26 protein-coding genes, 1 tRNA gene and 1 pseudogene are annotated in these 24789 nt (G+C 42.5%); 10 read left to right on the top strand and 18 right to left on the bottom strand.

What is annotated here, in order from left to right; translation table 11 throughout:
* Window positions 1-329: 329 nt before the first annotated feature.
* Complete coding sequence (gene hmpF / locus H6G86_RS29565) at window positions 330-2090, top strand: pilus motility taxis protein HmpF (RefSeq protein ID WP_190937297.1); 1761 nt, start codon at window positions 330-332, stop codon at window positions 2088-2090.
* Window positions 2091-2150: 60 nt separating this feature from the next.
* On the opposite strand, the gene tilS is transcribed toward hmpF, so the two are convergent.
* From tilS to H6G86_RS29605, 9 genes and pseudogenes are all read right to left on the bottom strand, one after another.
* Window positions 2151-3152 carry a tRNA lysidine(34) synthetase TilS gene (tilS, locus tag H6G86_RS29570; RefSeq protein WP_190937298.1) on the bottom strand — a complete coding sequence of 334 codons (1002 nt, stop codon included), beginning with the start codon at window positions 3150-3152 and terminating at the stop codon, window positions 2151-2153.
* Between the two features lie 75 nt (window positions 3153-3227).
* Window positions 3228-3410 (bottom strand): annotated as a pseudogene (locus H6G86_RS40035) (KGK domain-containing protein); the annotation flags it as partial.
* 283 nt (window positions 3411-3693) lie between these two features.
* Window positions 3694-4002, bottom strand: coding sequence for a KGK domain-containing protein (locus tag H6G86_RS29580; protein ID WP_190937299.1), 309 nt, complete (start codon window positions 4000-4002; stop codon window positions 3694-3696).
* Between the two features lie 136 nt (window positions 4003-4138).
* Window positions 4139-5194 carry a c-type cytochrome biogenesis protein CcsB gene (ccsB, locus tag H6G86_RS29585; RefSeq protein WP_190937300.1) on the bottom strand — a complete coding sequence of 352 codons (1056 nt, stop codon included), beginning with the start codon at window positions 5192-5194 and terminating at the stop codon, window positions 4139-4141.
* A gap of 195 nt (window positions 5195-5389) precedes the next feature.
* Complete coding sequence (locus H6G86_RS29590; RefSeq protein ID WP_190937301.1) at window positions 5390-7159, bottom strand: DUF3352 domain-containing protein; 1770 nt, start codon at window positions 7157-7159, stop codon at window positions 5390-5392.
* 406 nt (window positions 7160-7565) lie between these two features.
* Window positions 7566-8129: a Uma2 family endonuclease gene (locus H6G86_RS29595; RefSeq protein ID WP_190937302.1), complete on the bottom strand. Its 564-nt coding sequence runs from the start codon at window positions 8127-8129 to the stop codon at window positions 7566-7568.
* A gap of 88 nt (window positions 8130-8217) precedes the next feature.
* Window positions 8218-8352 carry a hypothetical protein gene (locus H6G86_RS39690; RefSeq protein ID WP_277883686.1) on the bottom strand — a complete coding sequence of 45 codons (135 nt, stop codon included), beginning with the start codon at window positions 8350-8352 and terminating at the stop codon, window positions 8218-8220.
* 6 nt (window positions 8353-8358) lie between these two features.
* Entirely contained in the window at window positions 8359-8982 is a 624-nt protein-coding gene (locus H6G86_RS29600) for a chorismate lyase (protein WP_190937303.1), read from the bottom strand.
* Between the two features lie 127 nt (window positions 8983-9109).
* A tRNA-Leu gene (locus H6G86_RS29605) sits at window positions 9110-9190 on the bottom strand.
* A gap of 157 nt (window positions 9191-9347) precedes the next feature.
* Between H6G86_RS29605 and H6G86_RS29610 the strand changes: the two genes are divergently transcribed.
* Together H6G86_RS29610 and accC are read left to right on the top strand one after the other, a co-directional pair.
* Window positions 9348-9503 (top strand): hypothetical protein, encoded by a 156-nt coding sequence (locus H6G86_RS29610; RefSeq protein ID WP_190937304.1) that lies wholly within the window; start codon window positions 9348-9350, stop codon window positions 9501-9503.
* 83 nt (window positions 9504-9586) lie between these two features.
* Window positions 9587-10930: an acetyl-CoA carboxylase biotin carboxylase subunit gene (gene accC, locus H6G86_RS29615; protein ID WP_190937305.1), complete on the top strand. Its 1344-nt coding sequence runs from the start codon at window positions 9587-9589 to the stop codon at window positions 10928-10930.
* 143 nt (window positions 10931-11073) lie between these two features.
* On the opposite strand, the gene H6G86_RS29620 is transcribed toward accC, so the two are convergent.
* The gene (locus H6G86_RS29620; protein ID WP_012412184.1) at window positions 11074-11367 is read right to left on the bottom strand and encodes a YggT family protein; all 294 of its coding nucleotides are present in this window, start codon (window positions 11365-11367) and stop codon (window positions 11074-11076) included.
* A 261-nt stretch (window positions 11368-11628) separates the two neighbouring features.
* Here H6G86_RS29620 and psbX point away from each other — a divergent pair, with 261 nt between their 5' ends.
* The 4 genes from psbX (at window position 11629) to H6G86_RS29640 (ending at window position 14125) form a co-directional block, all read left to right on the top strand.
* The gene (psbX, locus tag H6G86_RS29625) at window positions 11629-11748 is read left to right on the top strand and encodes a photosystem II reaction center X protein (protein ID WP_012412183.1); all 120 of its coding nucleotides are present in this window, start codon (window positions 11629-11631) and stop codon (window positions 11746-11748) included.
* A gap of 248 nt (window positions 11749-11996) precedes the next feature.
* Window positions 11997-12911 carry a Ycf66 family protein gene (locus H6G86_RS29630; protein ID WP_190937306.1) on the top strand — a complete coding sequence of 305 codons (915 nt, stop codon included), beginning with the start codon at window positions 11997-11999 and terminating at the stop codon, window positions 12909-12911.
* A gap of 47 nt (window positions 12912-12958) precedes the next feature.
* Complete coding sequence (locus H6G86_RS29635) at window positions 12959-13519, top strand: TolB family protein (RefSeq protein WP_163927250.1); 561 nt, start codon at window positions 12959-12961, stop codon at window positions 13517-13519.
* 81 nt (window positions 13520-13600) lie between these two features.
* On the top strand, window positions 13601-14125 hold the full coding sequence (locus tag H6G86_RS29640) for a TolB family protein (protein WP_179075504.1): 525 nt from the start codon (window positions 13601-13603) through the stop codon (window positions 14123-14125).
* A 145-nt stretch (window positions 14126-14270) separates the two neighbouring features.
* Here H6G86_RS29640 and H6G86_RS29645 read toward each other — a convergent pair whose 3' ends face one another.
* Window positions 14271-15278 carry a succinate dehydrogenase/fumarate reductase iron-sulfur subunit gene (locus tag H6G86_RS29645; RefSeq protein WP_190937327.1) on the bottom strand — a complete coding sequence of 336 codons (1008 nt, stop codon included), beginning with the start codon at window positions 15276-15278 and terminating at the stop codon, window positions 14271-14273.
* 1455 nt (window positions 15279-16733) lie between these two features.
* On the opposite strand from H6G86_RS29645, the gene H6G86_RS29650 reads away from it, so the two are divergent.
* The gene (locus H6G86_RS29650; protein ID WP_012412178.1) at window positions 16734-17171 is read left to right on the top strand and encodes an AbrB/MazE/SpoVT family DNA-binding domain-containing protein; all 438 of its coding nucleotides are present in this window, start codon (window positions 16734-16736) and stop codon (window positions 17169-17171) included.
* A gap of 238 nt (window positions 17172-17409) precedes the next feature.
* Window positions 17410-18216 carry a CPBP family intramembrane glutamic endopeptidase gene (locus H6G86_RS29655; protein ID WP_190937328.1) on the top strand — a complete coding sequence of 269 codons (807 nt, stop codon included), beginning with the start codon at window positions 17410-17412 and terminating at the stop codon, window positions 18214-18216.
* 278 nt (window positions 18217-18494) lie between these two features.
* Here the strand turns inward: H6G86_RS29655 and H6G86_RS29660 are convergent, their stop codons facing one another.
* The 4 genes from H6G86_RS29660 to H6G86_RS29675 all read right to left on the bottom strand — a co-directional run bounded on the left by H6G86_RS29660 (window position 18495) and on the right by H6G86_RS29675 (window position 21802).
* Entirely contained in the window at window positions 18495-19616 is a 1122-nt protein-coding gene (locus tag H6G86_RS29660; protein ID WP_190937307.1) for a geranylgeranyl reductase family protein, read from the bottom strand.
* A 296-nt stretch (window positions 19617-19912) separates the two neighbouring features.
* A complete protein-coding gene (gene frr, locus H6G86_RS29665) occupies window positions 19913-20461 on the bottom strand; it encodes a ribosome recycling factor (protein ID WP_114083542.1) in 549 nt (182 codons plus the stop codon).
* Complete coding sequence (pyrH, locus tag H6G86_RS29670; protein WP_012412364.1) at window positions 20448-21176, bottom strand: UMP kinase; 729 nt, start codon at window positions 21174-21176, stop codon at window positions 20448-20450. Before pyrH ends, frr begins: the two co-directional genes overlap by 14 nt.
* A 71-nt stretch (window positions 21177-21247) precedes the next feature.
* Window positions 21248-21802 carry a thioredoxin family protein gene (locus H6G86_RS29675; protein WP_190937308.1) on the bottom strand — a complete coding sequence of 185 codons (555 nt, stop codon included), beginning with the start codon at window positions 21800-21802 and terminating at the stop codon, window positions 21248-21250.
* 448 nt (window positions 21803-22250) lie between these two features.
* Between H6G86_RS29675 and H6G86_RS29680 the strand changes: the two genes are divergently transcribed.
* Window positions 22251-23153, top strand: a complete 903-nt coding sequence (locus H6G86_RS29680) for an alpha/beta fold hydrolase (protein WP_190937309.1) — start codon at window positions 22251-22253, stop codon at window positions 23151-23153.
* 313 nt (window positions 23154-23466) lie between these two features.
* On the opposite strand, the gene H6G86_RS38415 is transcribed toward H6G86_RS29680, so the two are convergent.
* The 3 genes from H6G86_RS38415 to H6G86_RS29690 all read right to left on the bottom strand — a co-directional run bounded on the left by H6G86_RS38415 (window position 23467) and on the right by H6G86_RS29690 (window position 24769).
* The gene (locus H6G86_RS38415; RefSeq protein WP_206758451.1) at window positions 23467-23649 is read right to left on the bottom strand and encodes a hypothetical protein; all 183 of its coding nucleotides are present in this window, start codon (window positions 23647-23649) and stop codon (window positions 23467-23469) included.
* A gap of 232 nt (window positions 23650-23881) precedes the next feature.
* Window positions 23882-24130, bottom strand: coding sequence for a hypothetical protein (locus H6G86_RS29685; protein ID WP_190937310.1), 249 nt, complete (start codon window positions 24128-24130; stop codon window positions 23882-23884).
* A 321-nt stretch (window positions 24131-24451) separates the two neighbouring features.
* Window positions 24452-24769 carry a hypothetical protein gene (locus H6G86_RS29690; protein ID WP_190937311.1) on the bottom strand — a complete coding sequence of 106 codons (318 nt, stop codon included), beginning with the start codon at window positions 24767-24769 and terminating at the stop codon, window positions 24452-24454.
* Window positions 24770-24789: the final 20 nt, after the last annotated feature.

The following is a 24789-nucleotide window of genomic DNA, read 5'->3' on the forward strand; positions in this document are numbered from 1 at the left end:
CAGAGAAGGGAAAATATAGTACACAGCGTATAAGATTTAACTCCAATTCTTCTGCTTAATTTTTTGTTACATACTTATAAATTTTTCCCACGGCTTACTTACCCTTTGACAAAGCTAGTGTAAACACGGAAGTCATCATCACTCTCATCAGTACAAAATATAAAGGCGTGACCAAATCGCTTTTATAAATATCAAGGCGTAATATATTGCGTCTATAGTTTTGTCTGTCTTGTTTTCCTAAACATGGGTTCAGGGAGACAAGTTAACAGAATTATTTAAGGTATATCTCAAAACACGAACTTTAAGTGCATCAATAAAGGACTAACGGTGTGCTGTATTTAGCAGAAGTACAAAAACAGAAAGGTGGTTTACTCAGTGGCGGTGGCAAAACTGAATTGAAACTGCTAGCTTGTCAGCGAACTGACCAGAATTGGAGTACTGTGTCGGAAGAAGTGATTGCTGCTGAGGACGCAAGCAAATTAAATGATGGCGCTTTGGTATTGGTTGAACTGAATCCGAATCGTCAAGTGCAGCGAATTCAAGAAGCAGGGCGGCCACTAGTCAATATTTTGCAGAATTTTTCCCGCCAATTGGAGAAATTTAAGCTCAAGGAAGATGAAATCGATCAGTGGAAACAGTCGTTAACGTTTCAGGCGCAAGAGTTGAATCGCCGTGAAATGGACATGGAAGTACGCTCAGAACAGTTGCAAAACATGGAAGAGGAGTTGCAACAACTAGAGCAGCAAAAACAAGAAGTTGACACATCCCGCCAGGAAATTGAACGGTTAAAAACAGAAGTTGAACGCAACCGCCTAGAATTGGAAGGCGCTTGGGAACATTTACGGGGTGAGCAGCGCCGTCTAGAGGAACGTCAAGCAGATTTTAAACAAGGGACGGTTTTGGATGAAGAGCAAAGTCGGGTAATGAGTGAGTTACTCGATCGCTTATCTAGTCGCGTAGCTCCCACGGAAGCAGTCAGGGAACATCTGCATCTGGCTTTTGAATTGGTGGAAAAGCAGCAAGCAACTCTAAACCCGCACTGGCAAAAACTAGAAGAACAAAAAACAGCGATCGCACAGCAGCAAGAAGAAGTGGAGCGGTTGTCGCAAACCTTTAGCGATCGCCAAAACGCATTGCAAGAAGCACACAATACTCTAGTTCAGCAAACAGCCCAGTTGCAAATAAATACAGCTGACCTGACTAGCAAGCAAGAGTATGCCCGGATAATCAAAGAGCAGTTACGAAATGCTGAAGAATTATATCAACAAATTCACTCTTTAGCTGCAACCTCTAGTGATGTAGTTCTCGGCCAGCAAGCGAATGTGGAAGCTTTGGATAAAATGTCTTTAGAAGAACTACAAAAGATAGTCCAAGACTTGCAGCATAAGCTAGAAATAGATGCTAGCTTTGTTCACGATCAAGAACAAGAACTGAAATATAAACAAGAAGCTATCGAAGAACTGCAAAATAAATTAAGCCAAGCATCTGACCAGGATCACATCAATTTGGAACTGGAATTAACAGATGAAAAAGACCTCTATCAGATGCTAAATTCCAGTTTGGTGGGACAACGCCGCAATATGTTACAGCATCAGAAGTTTCTCAAGCAACACCAAGCTGTATTGCTACGGCGACAAGGACATACTGTTGTTGAGGAAGAAGATGGTAATAAAGTTAATTTAGAACCAATTCTATTACAAATAGAAACCCAGCGACAACAATATTCGCAGGAAATCCAAAAGCTAGAACGTGAAATTGATCAAATTCGTTCTGGTGTTGAGCTAAATCAGGGAATGATTGACAATCAAACCCACGATTTGGATGAAAAGCGCCGAGAACTGAAAGCGATCGAAGAAAATTTGCTGTCCCTGCGAAGAACAACTGCTGAATGTTGTGGTCGAGTAAATCTTTATCAAGAAGCACTACAACCAATTCAGGATTCTCTTGATGGCTTACGGCAAAAGCTGCAAGGAATTGCAGAATCTTTGGATCAATTCCAGGAAACTGGCGATCATCAAGTGCAAGCGATCGCCCAGTTGCGCCACACTCTCCAAGGTTTAATGCCTCAGCCAGAATTATTAGCGTCTTAATAAGTTAGGAGTTAAGAGTGATGAATTAAAGATTTTTAACTCATAACTTTTAACTCCTAACTATTTTAAATAAATCCAGTCACCTTCTACTTGAGCGATCGCACCACCAGGAAATGGATCGGTTTGCGAACGGTTGGGCGCTGTAATTAAAGCCGTTAATTTCTCAATATGTTCAAAACTTGCTGCATCAGTAAGTATTTGCTGCAACACCTGACGCATCACGCGACGTTGCAGTGCCAATGGTGCTTTCTGCAATACCCGACGATTTAGGCGTAAGGGGAGTGGGGAGTGGGGAGTAGGGAGTAGGGGAGATAAGGAAAAAGTAGATGCCTCTTCCCGCAACTGCTGGGCATCCTTTTCGAGATATTCTACTTCTGCTTGGAGAAGTTCTGCTGTTTGAGCTAAGGCTGATTCTACTTGGGGATTGAAATTTTCCCGTAAATATGGTATTAACTCTTGGCGAATACGGTTGCGGGCATATTGCAAATCTTGATTGGTGGAATCTTCCCAAATTGGCAATTTAAACTCTTGACAAAATTGCTCTGTTTGTATTCGAGTGACTTCTAAAAGTGGGCGCACTAGCATAATGCCTGTAGTCAGAGGGCGTTGCCAAGTCAGGGCTTGTAAACCATCAGCACCAGTACCGCGAATTAAGTTGTAGAGGAGAGTTTCGGCGCGATCGCTGGCGGTGTGTCCTGTAACTATATACTGATAATTGTTCGCTTGAGCGATCGCACTTAAAGCTTGATAGCGCCAATCGCGTGCAGTAGCTTCACTATTTATAGGTTCGTTGGCTGTTTCTAAATAAAAGGATGTACCCCAAGTTTCAGCTAAGTTTTCAACGTGATGAGCATTAGCTTGGGAGTCAGAACGCCAACGATGATCGCAGTGAGCAATACCTAAAGCCCATCCCCATTTGGATTGTAAATCTAAAAGTAATTTTATTAAACACAAAGAATCTTGTCCGCCGGAGACAGCGATTAATAGTCGCTGGTTGCGCTCAAATAAGTGGCGCGATCGGATGGTGCGATGTATTTTTGCGTGTAGAGGAGTCCATACCATTTTGGATTTTTTAGCGCCGACGGACAAAAATAATTGTCTCTTATATCACGTGCATCGACAATTACGATTTGGGTATTAATTTTCAGCTTCGTTGAGTTGCTGCCGAAGATCATCGAACGGAGAACTTTCTGGATTGATATCTGAGCGATTATTTTCTTGTTTTTCTTCAATTTCAGTTTCATCAGGGCAAAATTCTAGGCGGACTCTAATTTTACCTGTCCGCCATTGTTGACCAGGTATTAAAACATAACATTCAAATCCTTCGTCAAAGACTCATTTGTGAACCTTACAATGCTGTTCGGTTAAGGTAAGAGACGCGATAAATCGCCGTCTCTACAGTAATCCTTTATAGAGACGGCGATTTATCGCGTCTTCGTGATTAGGGAATTTATCGCGTCTTTGCGATCATTTTTCCCCATTCCTTACTCCCTTTTTAAAATGAGAGATAATCAGGATCTACCCGAGCGATCGCAACTGATCTGCTAATAATTGGGCGCGTCGTTGTGCTTGCCGCGCTTCGGCAAAAAATAGTAATTGGGTGTTAGTTTTCTACTTGTTTGAGTTTTTGAAAAATCTCATCAAGTGGAGACTCAGATTCATCAGGACAAAATTCTAAAGCAAGTCTAACTTTTCCTTTTTTCCATCCCTGAGTACTAAATTGCAAAACTTCACAATTTAATCCTTGGGTATACAAATTTACTTCGTCTGTTTCTTCCGCTCCAATATATTCCTTAATTGCGGTAATCAAATCACGGACTTTAAAAGTTTTAGCAATATCTAATTTATTAAAGGTGTCTGGTTCTATAGACACAACTTCATCGTGATTAAGTCTCTCAAATCCATCTTCCATAAAAATGTCCTATCACTAAATCTATATTTTCCAGTGATATAACAGTTCATCCGAAATAATTCCCAAGAGATAATAGTAAATTTAAATCTGCTCCTTTCTCCCTCTCCATTGCTGGAGAGGGTTAGGAGTGAGGTTATTAAAAGAACCAGCCGTAAGAATGCAAACCTTTACCCAAAAGATTCACACCGAGATAGCAAATCCAAACAACAACAAAGCCAGTGGCGGCTAAAATTGCGGGACGGCGGCCTTGCCAACCGCGAGTGATTCGGGCGTGGAGATAGGCGGCGAATACTAACCAGGTGATTAATGCCCAAGTTTCTTTAGGATCCCAACTCCAGTAAGAACCCCAAGCTTCGTTAGCCCAAACGCCACCGGCAATAATGCCAATTGTCAATAAGGGAAATCCGAGTCCGATGATGCGATAGCTGATGTTGTCGAGGGTTTCGGCAAGGCTAAGGCGCTGAGGTGAAAGAGGTTCGGCAGATGCTACGGTTTGAGGTTCAGAAGTAGTTACTAAATTCAAAACGGCGGTGTTAGCGTTACCGTTGCTACCACTTTCAAAACGAGCAAAGCCGTTATTTTCAGCAGAAGGGGCTGCTGGTTGAGAAATGAGTTCAGCTGCTTTATGCAAGCGGTAGCCGTTGCTGCGATAGCCACCAGTACCGACAGAACTACCCTGTAGCTGGATGTTTTGACCGCGAGTGACAATCAGAAAAGCGATCGCTAATAACGCACCCACCATCAAAGCAGAATAACTCAACATCATGACGCTGACATGCATCATCAACCAATTTGACTTCAAGGCTGGTACTAGGGGTTCTGACGCTTGCATCTGGGATGGTAATGTCATTGTCGCAAAAGCAGCGATCAACATTGCCACCGGAGCTGTAACAACTCCTACTAAGCGGCTACGGCTACTACTTTCAGCAATTAGATGGACAGTGGTAATTCCCCAAGTTAAGAAAAACAGGGATTCATAGAGATTACTTAGGGGAAAGTAACCAGCTTCTATCCATCTTGCCCCTAGTAGAGTCGCCATACACAAATTAGCGATCGCCATCCCAGCTGTCCCCAAAGCGGCTAGATAAGGCAGATTCGGAAAAGCCGCTCCTCCCCAATACACCAGCATTGTTAGGAATAATATGGCAAAGGAGGCATTGTCCAGCCAGTTCTGGAGTACAACCAGATTCATAAAGTGTTCTCTCCGTGGATAATTTAAAATATGGATTCTGACTGTTCTGATCCTATATGCTTACAGGGTTATGGGATAGGAGAATTGGAAATTGGTAATTGGGAATTGGTAATTGGGAATGGTTATTTTCATTTTTCTTGTCCCCCTTGTCTCCCTCTGCCCCCTTGCTCCCCTGCTCCCCTGCCCCTTGCTCTCTTATCTAGAAGAGTTGCTATTATTGCTTTCTGGACTAGGCAAGGGAGTCGTATTACTAACTTTTTTGAGTGCTATAAAAATGTCGTAGAGGTTACTACGACTGTCGCTGACAGCAGATGTCATCCCAATCGAGCGTGTTGCAGCTAGCAAAGTTTGTTGATTGGGAATTAGAGTTGGTAAAGGGAAATTGTTCACAGTTCGTTCCACATCCAGAAAAAATTGACCATTTGTTGGATTTGGTTCCGTAGGAACTGTTTGTTGGAATGGGATCGTGCTAGCTAGTGTGTTGTTGGGCTTGGGAACAATTTTATCAGTGATGGGAGCGCCCACTACTAAAAAGGCGACATCTCCATCTAACCAACCGTGAGTGGCAGTTAAAGTACCATAAGGTGAAACCCAGTTGACAACAGGTTGCCCTGCAACTTTTGCAGGTTGCACTTGGAATTGGTATTGATTTCTCATCACATCATCCAGTTGTTTTATGGATGCTTCGGCTGAATTGCGTAGGCTTTGCCCACCATAGGCATTGCTGGCCTGTACCATGAACACTAAGCCCGCACGAAAATCGTTTGGTGAACCTTCTTTGGGAGTATTAGGAATCACTGATAAGGAAAACTCGCCTTTCATCCAACTGAGCAAATCTTTATCTAAATCTAGAGTGGTAAGAGATTTTATCCCACCTCTGAGTTGTTCTGGTGCGATCGGTGAGAGGGGATTTCCTTGAGATGTTAAAACGTAATCTCCCCACAACCTCTGTAAGTTTCCTCCCGAAAGCATCATTAAGGTTTCTGCTGGTACGCGACTTTGCATTTTCCCAGCTTTATTTTCCACCGCCAGCACACGTTGACTATTAGGATTTAACCAAGAAACGCCCTTGAAGCGGATTCCTTCTGCCTCTAAAGTCATTGTCCCTGCTAAACCTTGGTTATTTTGCAGTTGAGCTAATACTTGAGCGGGTAAAGGGCGATTTGGAGAAGCTGCGGCTATTTTAGCTGCTGTTGGCACATTGACGTAAAATTGACCAAAGCGTTGATAATTAGCAATTTTCGGAAAATTCTCAGCAAAGCCCCCTATTGTCGCTAGGGATGTTTGATTTTTGTAGGCATCGATCGCTCGTTCTGTGGCTTTGGGACTATCAGTTATGACTAAAAAACGCCCATCTATTAATGCTGCTGATAAGTTTTCCCCTGTTTGCCCCTCACTTTGTTTGATGGCGATCCCTTGATAAATACGGTCAATCCATTTGCCTTGTTTAAGGGTTTTGGGTTGTGCCAAAATGTTTTTGGCGATTTCTGGATTTTTTACTGGTAATACCATTACCATCGACTGCTGATCGCTAGCAGCATCTTCATTAGTGGTAACTGGTTTGGGTACAGCTTTGCTTGCTGTTGCTGGGGCAAGAATTGCGATTGTAACGTCATTGCCTACCCAAGGGACGATATCTTTCTGGAAGTCGTAACCATTATTAGTCAGAAAGCGATCGCGCAATTTTACTAAATTTCTGTCCAGTTCTGCTTGGGTTTCTTTTGTCCCAAACTCCCGCAATTTCTGCCATTGCTGGGCATCTGTGGTCAGAGAAACCGCAAACAGTGCATCACCAGGAATAATATTTGCACCTACAAGCAAATCACTGGAAGATATTTGTCTCTGGCTTAACAACCAGTATGCTACACTCCCTGCACCAATTAATAGCCCAGCAGCCGAGAGCGTCAGCACCAGAGAGGGTTTCTTAGTTTTCTTCATTGGAACAGACACAAGAGGCGGTGCCATCGAAACCTATACCTTATACTTGCAAACTTATTACTTGCTTGATTAGTTAAGTACACCAACTGGTTTAACCATTCTTTAGGACAGCTAATTAGATTAAATTTTCCACCCTAAATGTTGATGATACTTCCGTAATCAATCTTCCCTAGTCTTTCAAAAGCTGTGTTTTTGATTCAGTTACCATTTTTAACACGCTTTGTTGAATTTCGTAGGACGTTTCGCTAGGATTAATGCCTCATTCGGAAGATTTCCGCAAGTAAATCTGTGATTCTAAGCAATTAAAGAATATAACTAACTGGACAAAGCTGCAAGTGAATTTAAGCTATTTGGCTTTGCTCGGTAGCGATCGCCTACGATGGCCGGGTACGCCATCGCACCACATAATGACTGCAATATTTTTTGGGACAACCTATAATTGCAACTCAAATCCAGGTAATATATCCTCTCCAGAAACAATCGTCGGCATTTGCACAACTTCTACAGCTTTCAAAAGTCGGTAAATTTCAACTTGACGATCTTGAGGATTAATCAGCCAACCCAAACGCAGACCATTTTTGATATATTCCTGCATTTTCTCTTGAATCTGTGACAGCCGGTCTGTCTCCGAACACAGTTCAATCACAAAGTTGGGTACAAGTGGCGGAAATTTTTTTCGTTGTTCTGGTGTTAAAGCTTCCCACCGCTCCAATTTTACCCAAGCGGCATCAGGAGAACGTTTTGCACCGTTGGGAAGTATAAAGATAGTTGAAGAACTAAAAACTTTCCCTAATTTAGTTTGACGATTCCAATTATTTAAGTCTGTAATTAAATCTGCTTCTTGATTTCCGCTTTCTCCTCCGACTGGTGGCATAATTATTAATTCTCCGGCTGCATTCATTTCCAGGCTTAAATCACGATTGGCAACACACAATTGATAAAATTGCTCATCGCTTAAATGAGCAATCGGTTCTAGATTTAGCACAACAGTATTCATTAAACCTTTCCTCATGCCTTTCTTGTGAACATCAGTAGGACTAACAACGGCAAATCATTACCGAAAACTCATTAATTTAACAGCACTACTACCAGAGGCGATCGCTGCAACAATAATTCAATGTTATTTGATGTTTAACTGTACAATTTCGGCTACTTGATTTTGCTTGGTAGCGTAGGCGCAGCCCGTCGTAGACATCGCCTACGCCATCGCACCAGATCATGGCTTTTTACCGATTTTGGGAATTCAATTGCATCGCTCCCAAATATTTAGTTAAATAAGGCGAAAAAACTTCATAAATTAAGGTTAGTGGCTGTCCATGATGCCAAAACAAGTAGTGGCGACCCCAAAAAGGCCCAGTTACGTCAAAACCAGACTCTAGTGCCGATGAGTCACCATAGTAAATCCCTCGAACATCCCGATATAACTCTGTGCGGAGACGAGCTAAACTTGCCCAAATTGGTAAGGAACGATTTTGCAAATACTCATCTACATGACTGGCTTCCCACCACGAGGTAGCATAGGCTAATCGTTGACCAGAAGCAGTCCGCAGCCACACTTGTCGTCGTAGCCGCGGCGCTGGAACAGCTTGGATTAAATCAGGTGCAGCATCCAAATCCATGCCAATCAATGACATATCAATTACATCTACTTCTACAGGCTCGCCTGTAAGCAATTCTAGGTGACGTGTTGGAGAGCCGTCACCCAATAGCATGAGCTGCCAAGCGGGTGCTAGCTGAGTGTGAGGTAAACTTTTTTGAATTACTTCCTCCCCTCCTTGCCAAATCGGAGTGAGGCGATGCCAAGCTGCTGGCTGTGTTAAGTTGTTTGTCGGCGTAAAAGTAATACTCAATGCTTTTTACAAAACTTCACGTATCTCTATAAAAGCATAAAAAACCAGAGCTATACCAAGATTTAAGGGTCAACAGTCTCAGGTCTATTGACCGTTGACTATTGACCCTTGGCTAATAAACAAAATATGCGGATGGCGAGACTCGAACTCGCAAGGCAAAGCCACACGCACCTCAAGCGTGCGCGTATACCAATTCCGCCACATCCGCACGGGTTGTCTAAAGATAGACTATAGCATAAGAAAATAATTATAGTAAGGTGATATCTAAAGTTATATTTCTCAAAAATATAAATTTCTTCAAGGCGGTATCAGACTGACAGAAATTTGGCATCTACACAAGTGATATTAAAAAGGGTAGAGCGACTGTGGGAGAAACGGTGCGACGGCGTATCGCAAAAGCCCAGTTTGGTAAGCTAGCCAAGACTTACAGCAGCAATGTTGTTAGTGTAGTAAAACCCGTAGAGGCAGCAAGCCTGCAATCTGAGAGTTTGCTTAGAGTCAGGGTGGCGAATCTCCTGTGATAATTTGAAATAATGCGGAAGCGTCGTTTCAAGATGGATCAGAGAAAATGTGAATCTACTGGTAATGATATCGAAACTAAAAAATGAAGTTTGACAAAATATTAATTGCCAATCGGGGAGAAATAGCCCTTCGCATTCTCCGCGCCTGTGAAGAAATGGGAATTGCGACAGTCGCGGTTCACTCCACCGTTGACCGGAATGCTCTCCACGTTCAACTTGCTGATGAAGCGGTTTGCATTGGCGAACCAGCTAGCAGTAAAAGTTATTTGAATATTCCCAATATTATCGCTGCCGCCCTAACGCGCAATGCGACTGCCATTCATCCCGGCTATGGCTTTTTGGCAGAAAATGCCCGCTTTGCGGAAATTTGTGCTGACCATCATATTGCTTTTATCGGCCCAACTCCAGAAGCTATCAAGCTGATGGGCGATAAATCCACTGCCAAAGAAACCATGCAAAAAGCTGGAGTCCCCACAGTACCAGGTAGTGAGGGGTTAGTAGAATCCGAGGAAGAAGGATTAAGATTCGCCAAGGATATCGGCTATCCAGTGATGATTAAAGCCACAGCCGGTGGCGGTGGGCGAGGTATGCGCCTAGTTCGTTCTGAAGATGAATTTGTCAAACTTTTCTTGGCAGCGCAAGGAGAAGCAGGAGCAGCTTTTGGGAATTCTGGCGTTTACATCGAAAAATTTATTGAACGTCCCCGCCACATCGAATTTCAAATTTTGGCGGATAACTACGGTAATGTCATCCATTTGGGCGAACGGGATTGCTCAATTCAGCGCCGGAACCAAAAGCTACTAGAAGAAGCACCAAGTCCGGCTCTCGACCAAGACCTGCGTGAGAAAATGGGACAAGCTGCTGTCAAAGCTGCCCAATTCATTAATTACAGTGGGGCAGGTACTATTGAGTTTCTCTTGGATAGATCCGGTAAATTCTACTTTATGGAAATGAACACCCGGATTCAAGTAGAACATCCTGTAACAGAGATGGTTACTGGAATAGACTTGGTTGCCGAACAAATTCGAATTGCCCAAGGAGAAAGACTCAAGCTTTCCCAAGAGCAAGTAGTTTTGCGGGGTCATTCCATTGAGTGCCGAATCAACGCTGAAGATCCAGATCATGACTTTCGCCCTTCTCCTGGACGGATTAGTGGCTATCTCCCCCCTGGAGGCCCTGGTGTTAGGATTGACTCTCACGTTTACACCGATTACCAAATCCCGCCTTACTACGATTCCTTAATCGGCAAGTTAATTGTTTGGGCCCCAGACCGACCCACTGCTATTAACCGTATGAAACGCGCACTCCGGGAATGTGCCATTACTGGACTGCCTACCACTATTGGGTTTCATCAAAAAATTATGGAAACTCCACAATTTTTGCAGGGTAATGTCTATACAAATTTTGTCCAGGAGATGAACGGGTAAGGGACTAGGGAGTGGGAGAGAGCAGGGGAGCAGGGAGCAGAGGACAAGGGGACAAGGGGTGAAAACTTGAAACAAGTCTTTCCCCTTGTCCCCAATTCTCCTTGTCCCCAATGCCCAATTCCCAATGCCCAATTCCCAATTCCCTAATTCGCACGAGATATCATAGTCAGCAATCCTTGCTGACCTAGTAATATTTCTCTTAGCAGGCTGAAGATACCAACCCAAATAATAGGTGTAATGTCCACTCCGCCTATAGGTTGTACCAGTTTTCGCAATGGCACTAAAAATGGTTCGGTAGGCCAAGCTATTAAGTTAAAAGGCAAACGATTCAGATTCACTTGCGGATACCAAGTGAGAATGATCCGAAATATAAATAAAAATGTCATCACCCCTAACACAGGGCCAAGAATCCAAGCAGTCAGGTCAACACCAGTCATCGGTTTAAGGTACTATCTATCTGTAAAGAAAGTAAAACTTCGGCGAACAGCAAGCCGCGCTTCGCTAACGCCACAAAAACTTTAAGCTTTGTAAAGCACTCTCATCATCATTTTAACCAAATGCTGTGACTTTCTTCTGGAATAAAAAAGTAAACTCGCTCACAGCAGTTACCAAGTTTAGCAGTTCCGAGTTAGAGGCTTCTCAAGAAAGTAATACACTATTAAAATTAGGATGAAGTGTGTAAAAAAAGGTTTAGAAGTATGACGCCTTCTTTAGCAAATTTTCTTTGGAGCCTGCTATGGGGTACTGCAATTGTTGTGATTCCCGTTACAGTTGGTCTAATTTTCATTAGCCAAAAAGATAAAATTCAGCGTTCATAATGCTTATGAGAGTTAATTTAACTCTCACAACCGATTGTCTGTCAGCTATTTATAATTGCGCTACAAGCAGCAGTATTTGCCGCTAGAAGCATTTGTAGCTAACAGACATAGGGTTTTTTAATTTTTCGGTGAACAGCTTCAGAGCTTCTTTGCCAGAGGCTTTGAAGCTTCAATATTTATCGTGCCTAATTACAGTAGTGATTTTAATTGTGACTCGCTAACATAGATTTGATATTGGGAAAACAGCAATGATAAATTTTGGGCTGAACTCAGCCAGTTTTCTGGCTCAGGTAAATTTTGGGGCAAATTCAGCCAGTATTCTAGGAATTTTCCTGGCTGTGGCTGGGGCAGCACTGTATTTTCTCCGCACTGTGCGTCCAGAATTGTCACGGGATCAAGATATCTTTTTTGCGGCAGTTGGTTTGCTCTGCGGCTTTATTCTCGTGTTTCAAGGATGGCGGCTAGACCCGATTCTGCAATTTGGTCAACTGCTTTTAGTTGGCACAACTGTGTTTTTTGCAGTTGAAAGTATTCGCCTGCGGAGTATAGCTACCCAGCAAGCAAAGCGTAACACTCCGATTGTGGATGAAGACCGACCGGTTAGCGATCGCTATTCGTACAACGATCGCAGAAAGTACCAAGCTGAAATGGATGCAGACTTAGATCCATTACCTTATGAAGACGAGGAAGAACGCCCCGTGCGTGCGCGGATTCGGGGTAGCAGGGATGAGATTTCCACTCGTGATAACTACTACGAAGAGCAACCCCCCCGTCGTTCAGAACGCCGCAACAGCAGCAGTAGTGAAAGACAGGCTCCAACTGACAGAACACGGCGGCGGACTTCTGGCCGTCCTGTGAATCGCCCTTCCGAAACCTCTGAAGATGAAAATTGGGGTTCATCTAGGCAAGTTGATGATTGGGAAAGTTCGGGAGGGGAAGTCAGAAAACCTTCTCGCCGTAATAATAACGGTTCTCAACGTCCAGAAAGCCGGGAAGATGATGTTGCTCCTAGACCAAGAAGGCGTCGTCCACCCACAGACTCAGCTTCTCGAAGACCGCGCGAAGATGATGAGGCGATCCCAACTGATTATGTACCGTACAACCCGATTGAAAAGCCAAATCAGGGGCCAGATAATTCGACTGATTTTGATGACGATGTTTAAAACAGTTGGCGTGGAAATAGGTTTAAAGGCAACGGAAAACAGTTGAGGTGGAAAAATTTACGCCCACATTTTGGCTCCAAAGACCAATTCATTGGAGCCTGGTTTTTGGTTTAACAAGTTTGCTTGCATCTTGTGGTTCTAACAATATTCCCATAGGGCCTACTTCCCTCAACAGTCGCTACACCGAGGAGCAACCTGCTTTGAGTGGAAATGGGCGCTTTTTAGCGTTTGTATCTAATCGGAATGGTAATCAACAGCTATTGGTTTTCGATTTGGAGAGGCAACAGTTTATTGGCACACCGGGCATAAACCGAGCAGAGACAATTGCTGAAAGTCCTAGCTTGAGCTACACCGGGCGTTATATTGCTTATCTTACTAGTGACCAAGGTAGACCAGTAGTGGCGCTTTACGATCGCGCTACGCAACAGTCGCAAATCGTTACACCAACCTATCGCGGCTGGATCAGAAAACCAAATATTAGCCCAGATGGACGTTATGTTGTCTTTGAAAGCGCCAGCCGTGGTCAGTGGGATATTGAAGTCCTAGACCGAGGGCCAAATATTGAGTTAGATATTCCCAACGGTGCAACCGTAGGTTCACCTCCATAGAAGGCAGAGAGCAGGGAGCAGGGAGATGAGGGAGAATAATTAATGTCCAATGCCCAATGCCCCATGCCCCATGCCCAATATATGAAACGTATTTTTTTTATACCTGTATTTTTCTGCTTAAGTTTATTAACTGGATGTTTTGGCTACCCTCGCCTTTTGAGTTATCCCTTTGATCCGGGGGGTCGGAGTCTCAATAGTTTAGCGTCAGAATTAAACCCCCAAATTTCTGGGAGATACATTGTTTTTATTACTGACCGACGCGGTAGCCAAGACGTTTATATGTTTGATACGGTGACTCGTGATTTGGTTGATTTGTCAGGTTTAAATTCCTTTGATGCGATCGCAAATCATCCTAGCGTTTCACAAGATGGTCGTTATATTGTGTTTGCGGCTAGCCGCCAGGGGCGATCGGCTATTTTTCTCTACGAGCGAGAAACACGCCAATCACGAAATTTAACTAGTAACCTACAAGCTGAAGTCCGCAACCCTACAATTAGCGCTGATGGTAGCAGGATTGCTTTTGAGTCCAGTAACAACGGGCAGTGGGATGTTTTAGTATATGACCGTTATGGGCGACCGTTGAATATACCTCAAGAACCGCGTTGAAGAATAGGGAATGGGAAGAGGGCAGGGGAGCAGGGGAGACAAGGTGACAAGGTGACAAGAGGTGAGAACTTGAAACAAGTCTTTCCCTTTGTCCCCAATTCTCCTTGTCCCCAAGTCCTCTTCCCAATTCCCAATTCCCTATTCCCTATTCCCTATTATCTTCAACTTGTTGCACAGATTCGATGAGCGATCGCACTTGTTGCGTCCCTTCAGAAGGTTCAAAGGATAGGGGAAACTTACCTCGCAGGATCATCCGCAAACCGAGGGGTGCAAGACTTAGTAATCCTCTTAAATCTTTAAAGTAGTTACCGACTACTTGTAAACCAAATTGACGTTCATCAATCCAACCACCTTCTTTAACTAAATCTATCAAAACTTTCCGGTGACGAATTGAGCGACTATCGCTAGCTTCTTTGTGCGTAAGAATTTCTTGTTTAACTTTGGTGATTTGTTCTAATGGTGCAACTTCCATTGGACAAACCGAATCGCAGTATAAACAACGGGTACAACCCCATACGCCTTTAGTGCCTTCGTTGTAGCTTTCTAAACGATTTTCGGTATCGCTATCGCGAGAATCAGCTACCATGCGGTAAGCCTTGGCAAGGGCATGAGGACCAACAAAGTCTGGATTAACTTCACGGGCGTTGCATTCTGAGTAACAAGCACCGCACATAATACAGTTACCAGTTTGATCGAGACGCGATCGCTCTTGTGGTGTTTGCAAAAACTCTCTTTCTGGTACTTGTCGTGCTGCTGTACTCACATAAGGAGCAACTGCCTCTAAATTATTCCAGAAACTGCTCATATCTACAACCAAATCTTTAATCACGGGCATATTGCCGAGAGGTGCGATCGTGATTTCAGGAATGACATTTACTTTACTTTGGGATGATGGTATTTGTTGTAATCTAGCAAGTTCACTACCAACATTTTCCTTACAAGCTAAAGCCGAACGCCCATTAATTCGCATAGCACAGCTACCACAAATCGTATTACGGCAATTTTTGCGAAATGCCAACGTTCCATCTTGCTCCCATTTAATATGATTAAGGCAATCCAGGATTGTATTACCTGGTTCTGCCTCTACAAGATAGGTTTGCACAATAGGGGAGGAATTTTGTTGCTGTCGAATGACCTTAAAAATAACTTCCATGACTACTAACCAAAATTTTAAAATTGCTTCACCAGCCTTAACAATCATGAGTCAAGGCTGGTAGTTACGAAAAGTGAGCTATACTTTTTTTGCCCTCAATTCAAAGCCTGGTGTTAATAGGCTGACGATTAAAGGGAAACTGATTCTAGTTTAAGGATAACCATTAAAATTTTACTTTTAGCAGCACTGTAGGCAAGATTTGTGTCAAATTCTGAGATAAAACGCCAAAAATGTAATGGTCGCTTGACATTGAATTTAGTCGTTTGAGAATGTAAAGGAAAGGGCTTTACTTAGAAAGGGACTCAGGTTTATCTTTGGTCTAGCGATCGTATCCAAGGTAAATGCAGTTACCGTTAGCAACAGGTCTTCATATCAACTTGAGTCAAGCAATCCTAGCTGGAAAATTCCGCCTTCGCTAACGCTTGACAGAATTTTTTGATTATATAGAAGTGTAAAAGTACATCTTCAATATATAGTAGTGGCAATTAAGTGCTAGGCGTATGTTAAGAGATTTATTCTTCCCATAGACAGACGTAGAAAATCCTCTGACCGCTTTTGAGCTTACGGTAATAAACCGAGGAAAAATCCTTACCACTTTCAAATAAAAGTCTCGCGCATCGAAGAATCCCGGATAGGCGAGACTTTGAGATTTTTGCAGCCTCTCAATCAAGAAAATCTTGGATTTAACTAATTGGTCAAAACTGCTCATCTAAATTAGATAAATTTTTATAATGCAATAAAGGGTTAGGAAAATCGTCACGGCTTTTTCCAACCTTTAAGTCCAGAAATTTAAATAAAAATTTACCAGCAACTTTAATTCAAAATTAAACAACTATTTTGCTATTATTAGTCCATGCTAGTATTTAATATAAAATTACGAACTCACAAAACCAGAATCAATAGCCGTATCAGCGCGGCTACTACTGCTTTGTTGATTCGTAATGTAGAGACAAGAAAATTCGCGTCTCTACTGGCAGGACAAAGGGCATAAGCCCGTAGGACTCTATTGAAATACTATGCTGTCCTAAGCTTGAGAGGATGAGTAGAGAAAACTCTACCTACTCATTAGCTCATTAGCTAGAAGGGCAAGCACTGAAAGTGAAAAACCTGCGATTTATTGGGTCTACGACTTATTTGGAGTAGAGCCAACCCCATTTGTAAAGGTGGCTGAAAGTTACACCGCTACAGTAGCGCCAAAAGAGAAAATAATTTCATTTCTGATGGCGAATAATGGTTAAAAGTGCCGTGAAATCAGCAAAATTAATTTCTATGGCAACTATGACCTCTAATTGGTTGTAGACAACCATAATATGAAGTGCTTTTGTCTCCTATCGGCAGTGATTCACCCGTAACACTAGAGTCCTAAGTAGCTCTATGCACATGCTAAAAAGCCAAATGCTGGCATGAGACTACATCGTTTATCAGCTTGGAGAGAGTAAGGAAAATTTGAGCATAATGACTGAAACTGCAACCGCGCCATTAACTGGAAAAGCACTACTTGCGAAAGTAAAAGAACTTTCCACTTTGCCACGCCGAGAAAGAGCTAAACAGTGCGGCTATTACACTGTTACTAAGAATAACCAGGTTCGTGTCAATCTCACAGATTTTTATGACGCTTTGCTATCGGCTAGAGGAATTCCTCTAAGTCCAGAAGCACCTAAAGATGGTCGTGGTCGTGAACCGACATATCGGGTTAGTGTCCATCAAAATGGTCAGATTGTGATTGGTGCCACATATACCAAAGCAATGGGCTTAAAGTCTGGAGATGAGTTTGAAATTAGGTTGGGATACAAGCATATTCACTTGATTCAACTTGGTGAAAGTGATAAAAAACTGACCTCACCAGATATAGACTCCGACGAATCGGACGAAGATTTGGAAGACGAAGAGTAAATTTGCTGATGGTAGGGATAAGTATCAGGTATGATAACTTGTCCTTACCTCAACAGCAAACTGGTAACTCTATTGAAAAAATTTTGTTCCAGATAAAAAATACGATTAGACCCCTTGCAGAATTTGCCAAATTTAGTAGATTCTTGATAAATCAGCAAGAAATCTATAGTGCAAGAAGTCTATCGTGTTTTTTTTGATAACTTTTTTTGAGCCTTCGGTCAACGCCTTACTAGCATTTATGCAAAATGCACCAGCACTAGTTATAGTGATGGCATTTTTTGCTTGCTGGATAGTTTGTTGGTTGCCAGTCGCAGCAGTATCAGCAATATTGCTCAATTGGCAACCCCCTAAACCTTTGCAGCCACAGCAAAAGATGCCATTATTATTGTCACTTTACCTATTAGCTCCCCTGATTCTGTGGGGAGTTAGTTGGCTTACCAATAAATCTTTTGCGAATTACGGCTTTGTTGGGAATCTTTCAAATTTTGGTTCTTTAGCATTAGGTTTCGCTTTGGGAGTGGTAAGCCTAGCGATTGTATTTAGTGGGCAATTCGGATTAGGTTGGTGTTCTTTTGAAAAAAAGAATTTCAAGTTACTATTACCCATCTTGCTACCGATTTTCTTGATAGCATTGTTAGTCGGTGGGATAGAAGAGTTAGTTTTTCGGGGTTTTCTGTTCACTGAATTAGCACAGGATTATCCAGTTTGGTTAGCAGCAGCAATTTCTAGCTTGATTTTTGCCTTGCTACATCTAGTTTGGGAGCAACGTGAAACTGCACCACAACTCCCTGGATTGTGGCTGATGGGAATGGTGTTGGTGTTGGCACGTTTTGCCGATCGCAACAATTTGGGTTTAGCTTGGGGACTACATGCGGGATGGGTATGGGCGATCGCAACCCTAGATACAGCAGAATTAATTACTTACACAGGTAAAGCCTCTGACTGGTTAACAGGTAAGAATAAAAAACCCCTAGCGGGTTTGGCGGGAATTATTTGTGTACTGGGAACTGGAATAAGTATTTGGCTTTTATCTAGGTATTTTTAATTTGGTGTTAAATGTCTTATTGGGCTTGGTTAAGTCATGCATAATGTAGTCTGTCAAGGAATAATTGACGAGTACATTCTCTTTCAGGACGGCGATTTATCGTGTTTCTCTAACGTATCAGTCTTTTAGACGCGATAAATCGCGTCTCTACATGAGGGCTTTCTGGCTTATCCCAAGCGTATTGGGATAACTAAAAGTTCAAGACAGCAAAGAGGTTTGTTGAATTCACGTTTCGTCAAAAAGGTGAGAGCATCAAGGAACCCACCTACAACTATTGACTAACCTCCAAAGCCAGGAATTAAACGCTTGAGGGCACGATCGGTAACATCGCTATAGCGCAGTTCTCCACACATAATCTGACCCATGATTTTGGCAGCAGAGGGATGCTTAACACCAACTTTGTAGCCAATACTAGGAAACCGATAGAATGCTCCAGCTAATTTTTGTGCCCAAGCCATCTCAGTACCCCATTCTTCATTAATAGCTTCACTATATTTTTCTAAAGCGTTGATGTCACCAGAAAGGGCCTCATTAATTGCTCCTGCTGCAATCAAGCCGCTAAAAATTGAAGGACGAATGCCTTCTGCTGTCATAGGATAAACTACACAAGCAGCTTCGCCAGCCAAAACAGCATTTTGGGTATGCAACTTTTGCTTTCCATCCCACAAGCAAAGGGGATAACCATACTTCTTGCTGGTTTTGATATCTAGATTAAACGATCGCGCGTATTCATCTAAAATCTTCTTAAAATCCTGGGGTTCGCCACCGCCAAACGTACCAATACCAATGGAATAACCATCCGCTTTCGGGAAGTTCCAAATGTAGCCATTTTTCACCAACCCCAATTCAATATGAATTGTGGATTTGTCTTTTACAGTGGTGGAAACCTCTGCTTCCAAAGCTGCTGCTAAACGGCGTTTACGTTCTTTGAAGCCTAGCCATTTTGCCATTAGACCTTTAGCACCATCAGCCGCGATTAAGTAGCGACCTGTAATTGGCCCATTGGCTGTGTTAACTTGCCAGTAGTCACCTTTAAATTCAATACCTGTTACTTCAGTATTATCTCGCAGTTCAGCCCCTTGCTTCTGTGCTTGCTGCACTAGGAAATGGTCAAAAATATCTCGTCGCACCATCCAGACTGGTTCTTCTGTGGCTATTTTTGCTTCCACTGGGTCGCCTAGTTTCCAGGTAAAGCGAAAGGAGTCAGCTTTTACAGAGATTGCTGGGCTAAAATCAAAGTCAAACCATTGAGCGATCGCTGGAGATACACCACCACCACAAGGCTTATATCTTGGTAGAGATTCTTTTTCTAATACTAATACTGAGCGCCCCTGCTTGGCTAAATGATATGCAGCTGTTCCACCAGCTGGCCCAGCGCCGACGATGATGCAGTCATACATAAGGCTGAATTTTGGCTCCTGAATTAGTTGATTTTCTCTTGAGTCGGGGCAATTTATCATAATTCGTAATTAAATATGGGTTGATACCCCCATTTTTATAAACGGCTTGGATGTTGGTCGGGGTTTAAATTCCCGTCACAAAACATAACTATGAATTACAAATTGTTTAATAATTGCCCCTAATTTTATTATTCACACCCACTTACTTGATTAATTTTTGCTAGATACTTAAGAAATGATAAAGGCTGAAGAATTTAAGTATCATTCTTCAGCCTTTATGCTTCAGACTTTAGACTTTAAACAGTCGTAATGTCTTTTTCTTTTTCTGCCAAGAGCGCGTCTATTTTGGCTGTATACTCGTTTGTGAGTTTTTGCAAGTCGTCTTGATGATCTTTTGATTCATCTTTGGAGATTTCAGAAGCTTTCTCCTGCTTGCGAATCGAGTCTATGGCATCGCGGCGGATGTTGCGAATAGCAACACGACCCTCTTCAGCGTACTTAGTAGCCATTTTGACGAATTCTTTTCGGCGATCGCTTGTCAAAGGCGGAATATTCAGCCGAATTACAGAACCATCATTGCTGGGGGTTAAACCCACATCAGAAAGAGAAATCGCCTTCTCAATAATGTTTAGGGTGTTGCGCTCGTAGGGTTGAATTAGAATTGTCGAAGCATCTGGCGTGCTAATATTTGCCAGTGATTTTAAGGGTGTAGGCGAACCGTAATAGTCCACTAATACCTTATCTAATAGACTCGCATTGGCACGACCAGTGCGGATCGTGTTAAAAGCTCGTTGAGTTGACTCAACAGAACTTTGCATTTTGCTTTTCGCGTCAGCTAATATCACAAGAACCTCCCACAAGGGTACCGATGGATTCTCCCAAGACTGCCCGGTGGATGTTACCTCGCACCGTTAGGTCAAATACCAGAATTGGGATATTATTTTCTTTACACAAGGCGATCGCAGTACTATCCATCACCCGCAAATCTTTGGCTAAAACGTGCGCGTAGGTAAGGCTATTGTAACGCTTGGCGTTAGGATAAATCTCAGGATCAGCATCATATACCCCGTCTACTTTGGTGGCTTTAAAAATCACTTCCGCATCAATTTCTGCTGCTCTGAGTGCCGCAGTAGTATCAGTAGTAAAGAAGGGATTTCCAGAACCAGCCCCAAAAATTACCACCCGCCCTTTTTCAAGATGACGGATGGCACGACGACGGATATATGGTTCTGCTAATTCTTGCATAGCGATCGCAGTTTGCACCCGCGTCTGCACCCCTATGTGTTCTAGCGAATCTTGCAACGTCATGGCGTTCATTACCGTGGCAATCATCCCAATATAGTCAGCGGTTGCCCTGTCCATCCCCGCCGACGCTGCTTTCACGCCACGAAAAATATTGCCGCCGCCAACAACGATGGCCATTTGAACGCCAGTGGCTATCACCTCTGCTACCTCTTGCGCTATTCCTTTGACCACTTCTGGATCAATGCCATAGCCCATGTTGCCCATTAAGGCTTCACCGCTCAGTTTGAGTAAAACCCGTCGGTAATTCGTTCCCATGAAGTTACGCTTTATCAAAAAAGTTGCAATTGCCTCCAATTTAAGATAGCAGTTACAGGGACTATCTATGTCTAGTTACGCCAAATCAATGTAGTACCTACTGGTTCTGTTTGTGGTACATCTATTGCCTGACCAAGAAATAGAGAGGCGATCGCAGTTCTTAAATATTCTTCTCCCACTGCTGATGCATCTTGGGGATGATTGTCAATTTTGCCTTTGTAGCGGACTATACCATTGGCATCTATTAAAAAGGCCATTGGTGTTTTCGTAGCACCAAAACTTTGGGTTACATCTTGCGTCGAGTCCCACAGGTAAGGAAAGTTCAAATTGTGACGCTCGGCAAAAGCTTTCATATTTTCAAAGCTTGTCCTAGTTTCGTGATTTCCATCACTACCATTCATCCCAATTAGTGTGAAGCCTTTGGGGGCAAATTTGGCTTGAATCTTTTTTAACCTGTCTATATACCGCTCTACATAAGGACAGTGGTTACACATGGAAATAACGCCCACTGCTCGGAACTTCTCAAGATAACGCCTGAGATGGTGTACTTGACCGTCAATTCCTGGCAGTTCAAAATCGGGTGCATAGCTCCCGATGGGAGTATCGATTGTTTCTAGTATATTCATATTGTCTGGCTCGCAGAACTAGGAACAAGAAAAATGTTGTTAAATTCAGCGTCAGTTTCCAGTTGCAAACCACCCCTTAGCCGATGCCTCATATTCTGACAATGTTATAGACCAAAATAGCGATCGTAAATTGTGAATCTACTGAATCTAGCACTGATGCTAATTCACTCACATCTAAAAAAATGGCAAAAATATTACTCACATTATAGAAGTGATGATTCCTAATGCTGACATAATCTAAGTTGTGAGGAAATTACCTCTATCAACAAGATAAAAACTCTCTACCGGATAAAACTATCAGCCTAGAAGCTTTTCTAGTGTATGTCTAAGTTATCACTAGACCAAAGAATTTTATTTGAAAATCTGATAAATTTTATTCAAATTCAAAATAATTTTACTTACGCCTTGCTGCTGACGAGCTTTTACCCTTGTATTCATCAAATTTCCTATGACAACCTCAAGTTCAAAAACAGCATTTACCTCTACAAAAACCTGGATTTGGCAAGATTTCCCTATCTGCTATCAAACCCAAGGAACCACTGGGCCGCCTGTTGTCCTCGTGCATGGATTTGGCGCTTCTTGGTGGCATTGGCGGAAAAATATTCCCGTGCTAGCACAAAATTGCCGAGTTTATGCTATTGATTTGATTGGTTTTGGCGCTTCTGCAAAACCTCAACCTGGTGGAAAAATTACCTACACTCTAGAAACATGGGGACAACAAGTAGCAGATTTTTGCCGTGAAGTTGTCGGCGAACCTGCTTTTTTAGTCGGAAATTCTATTGGCTGTATTGTAGCCATGCAAGCAGCTGTTAGCAACCCAGATATTGCCTTGGGAGTTGCATTGCTCAACTGTTCTTTACGGCTTTTGCACGATCGCAAACGGGTAACTTTACCTTGGACTCGTCGTGTCGGAGCGCCTTTACTGCAACGCTTGCTTTCTATCAAACCAGTTGGCGATTTCTTTTTCAATCAACTTGCCAAACCGAAAACAGTGCGGAAGATTTTACTAAAAGCTTATGCGAATCCTGAGATGGTGACAGATGAGTTGGTGGATATTCTCACTTCACCAGCAAGCGATCCGGGTGCTGTAGCTGTTTTCCTTGCCTTCACTTCTTATTCTACAGGGCCTCTACCAGAAGACCTTTTACCGCTGCTACCTTGTCCTGCAATTATCTTGTGGGGAACGGCCGATCCGTGGGAACCAATTAAGTTAGGTAGAGAATTAGCTAATTTCCCACAGGTACAAAAGTTTATTCCTTTAGAAGGAGTTGGGCATTGTCCCCAAGATGAAGCACCAGAGTTAGTCAATCCGATTTTACTTGATTGGATTTGGGAGCGATCGGCAGTGTGAGATTCAGTTGAAAGCTTTTATTGCTTGCCACAGACACAAACTATGTAGAGAATACATCTGGTAGCGGTAAAAGAGTAATTATTAAGTGCAAGTTTACAGAGAATTAGTATATGATAAAAGCCCGTTAAAACGGGCTTTTTCGTCTTTCAAGCTTAGTCTAAAACGCAAAATACAGAGGTACGCACTTGTTCTGCCCTGACTTGCAAACTCCGGCATATTTCTTGTCATCTGTTGGTTTTTTAGCATTGGGAGTGGAAAGCCTTGTTGCAAGCATTTCAGACGGCAAAAAGTGCAAGTTAAATAGGTTTACTTACTACCAGGGCCAACCGCCGCCCCTTCTATGAGGACAACCGCTGCCTCCTCTATGAGGACAACCGCAGCCCCCTCTATGAGGCCAACTGCCGTCCCACCTGCGGACGTTACCTCCAGCTAAAAGCTCCTGTTGCTCTATGGATAGCTCGACAAGCAAATCGGATTGGATGGATTGAAATGACATAATTGTTTGCCTCACTTTTGTACTGTGCAGAAGGATGGCTAGTGCCTTGATTGATACAGAAAAAGCTGTAGTGTAAAACTATTTTGATCTGAAGTAAGCGGAGTTTACCTATCTTTAACAAGGGGCTTAAGCCCCTTGTCTGGTTATAGGAGACTGCTCAAATTCTTTCTCAAAATTGAATTGATCTTGAGATAATTATATGAGCCTTTCTTTCCCCCACGAATTGCAAAGTTTAGGACAAACGTGGGATTTTACGGAGACTCACGATACCACGAATAAAGAATCGGTTACCACGGGGGGATGTTCCTCCACCACTGAAAGAAGGCTCTTCACCACCCGCTCCTTCATCACCTGAATTTTCATCACCTGAGTCTCCTTCATTGCCATTTTGTCCACCAGAATTTTGTCCACCAGCTAGAAGCTGTTGTTGCTCTGTAGATAAGTCGACAAGCAAATCAGACATGGTAATTTGATTTGACATAATTTTTTACCTCACTTACTAACATAGGTGTTATTCACCTATATTTTTAATAGTAATTATTTCCTGACAGTTTAAATTATTCTTAGGTTAGAAATAATAATAACAGAAATATTCCTTTTGACTCATGAAAATTTAAATAGAAACTAAAAAATAGTTTTATATTTTATATTGGCAAAACTGCACTAAATATTGATAATTTGCTCAAGTTTAACTCTGATTTAAAAAGTTAAAAATTGAACTGTATAGGTTTTATTAAAAAATGTAGAGGCACGAGCAATTGTACCTCTACGTCTAGGAGATTTCTTTTCCAAAAGCTAAAATTTATGAGAAGATACTATTTAAGATATTGGCAATTAAATTTTTCATTTTATCCTCTCCTAAACTAAAGTTTGGTAAACCAAACGTTATGGAAGACCCAATAGTAAATTGTGACAACCTATATCTAGTTTTTTGTGAAGAAACATCACCACTTACAAGATTTAATGTATTGTCTGCCGCAGTTTGGATATTAGTTTGCTGGATAAAAAAGTTACTTCCACCAGGTGTATTTGTGATTTGCCCAGCAGCTAGGGTTTCCTGTTCTTCTTCAGACAAATCCCTGAGCCATTCATAATTGTGGAATTTGGCATTTTCAGACATAGTTTTATTTGCTCATACAA

The organism is Nostoc sp. FACHB-133, from assembly GCF_014698055.1.
GTDB lineage: Bacteria > Cyanobacteriota > Cyanobacteriia > Cyanobacteriales > Nostocaceae > Nostoc.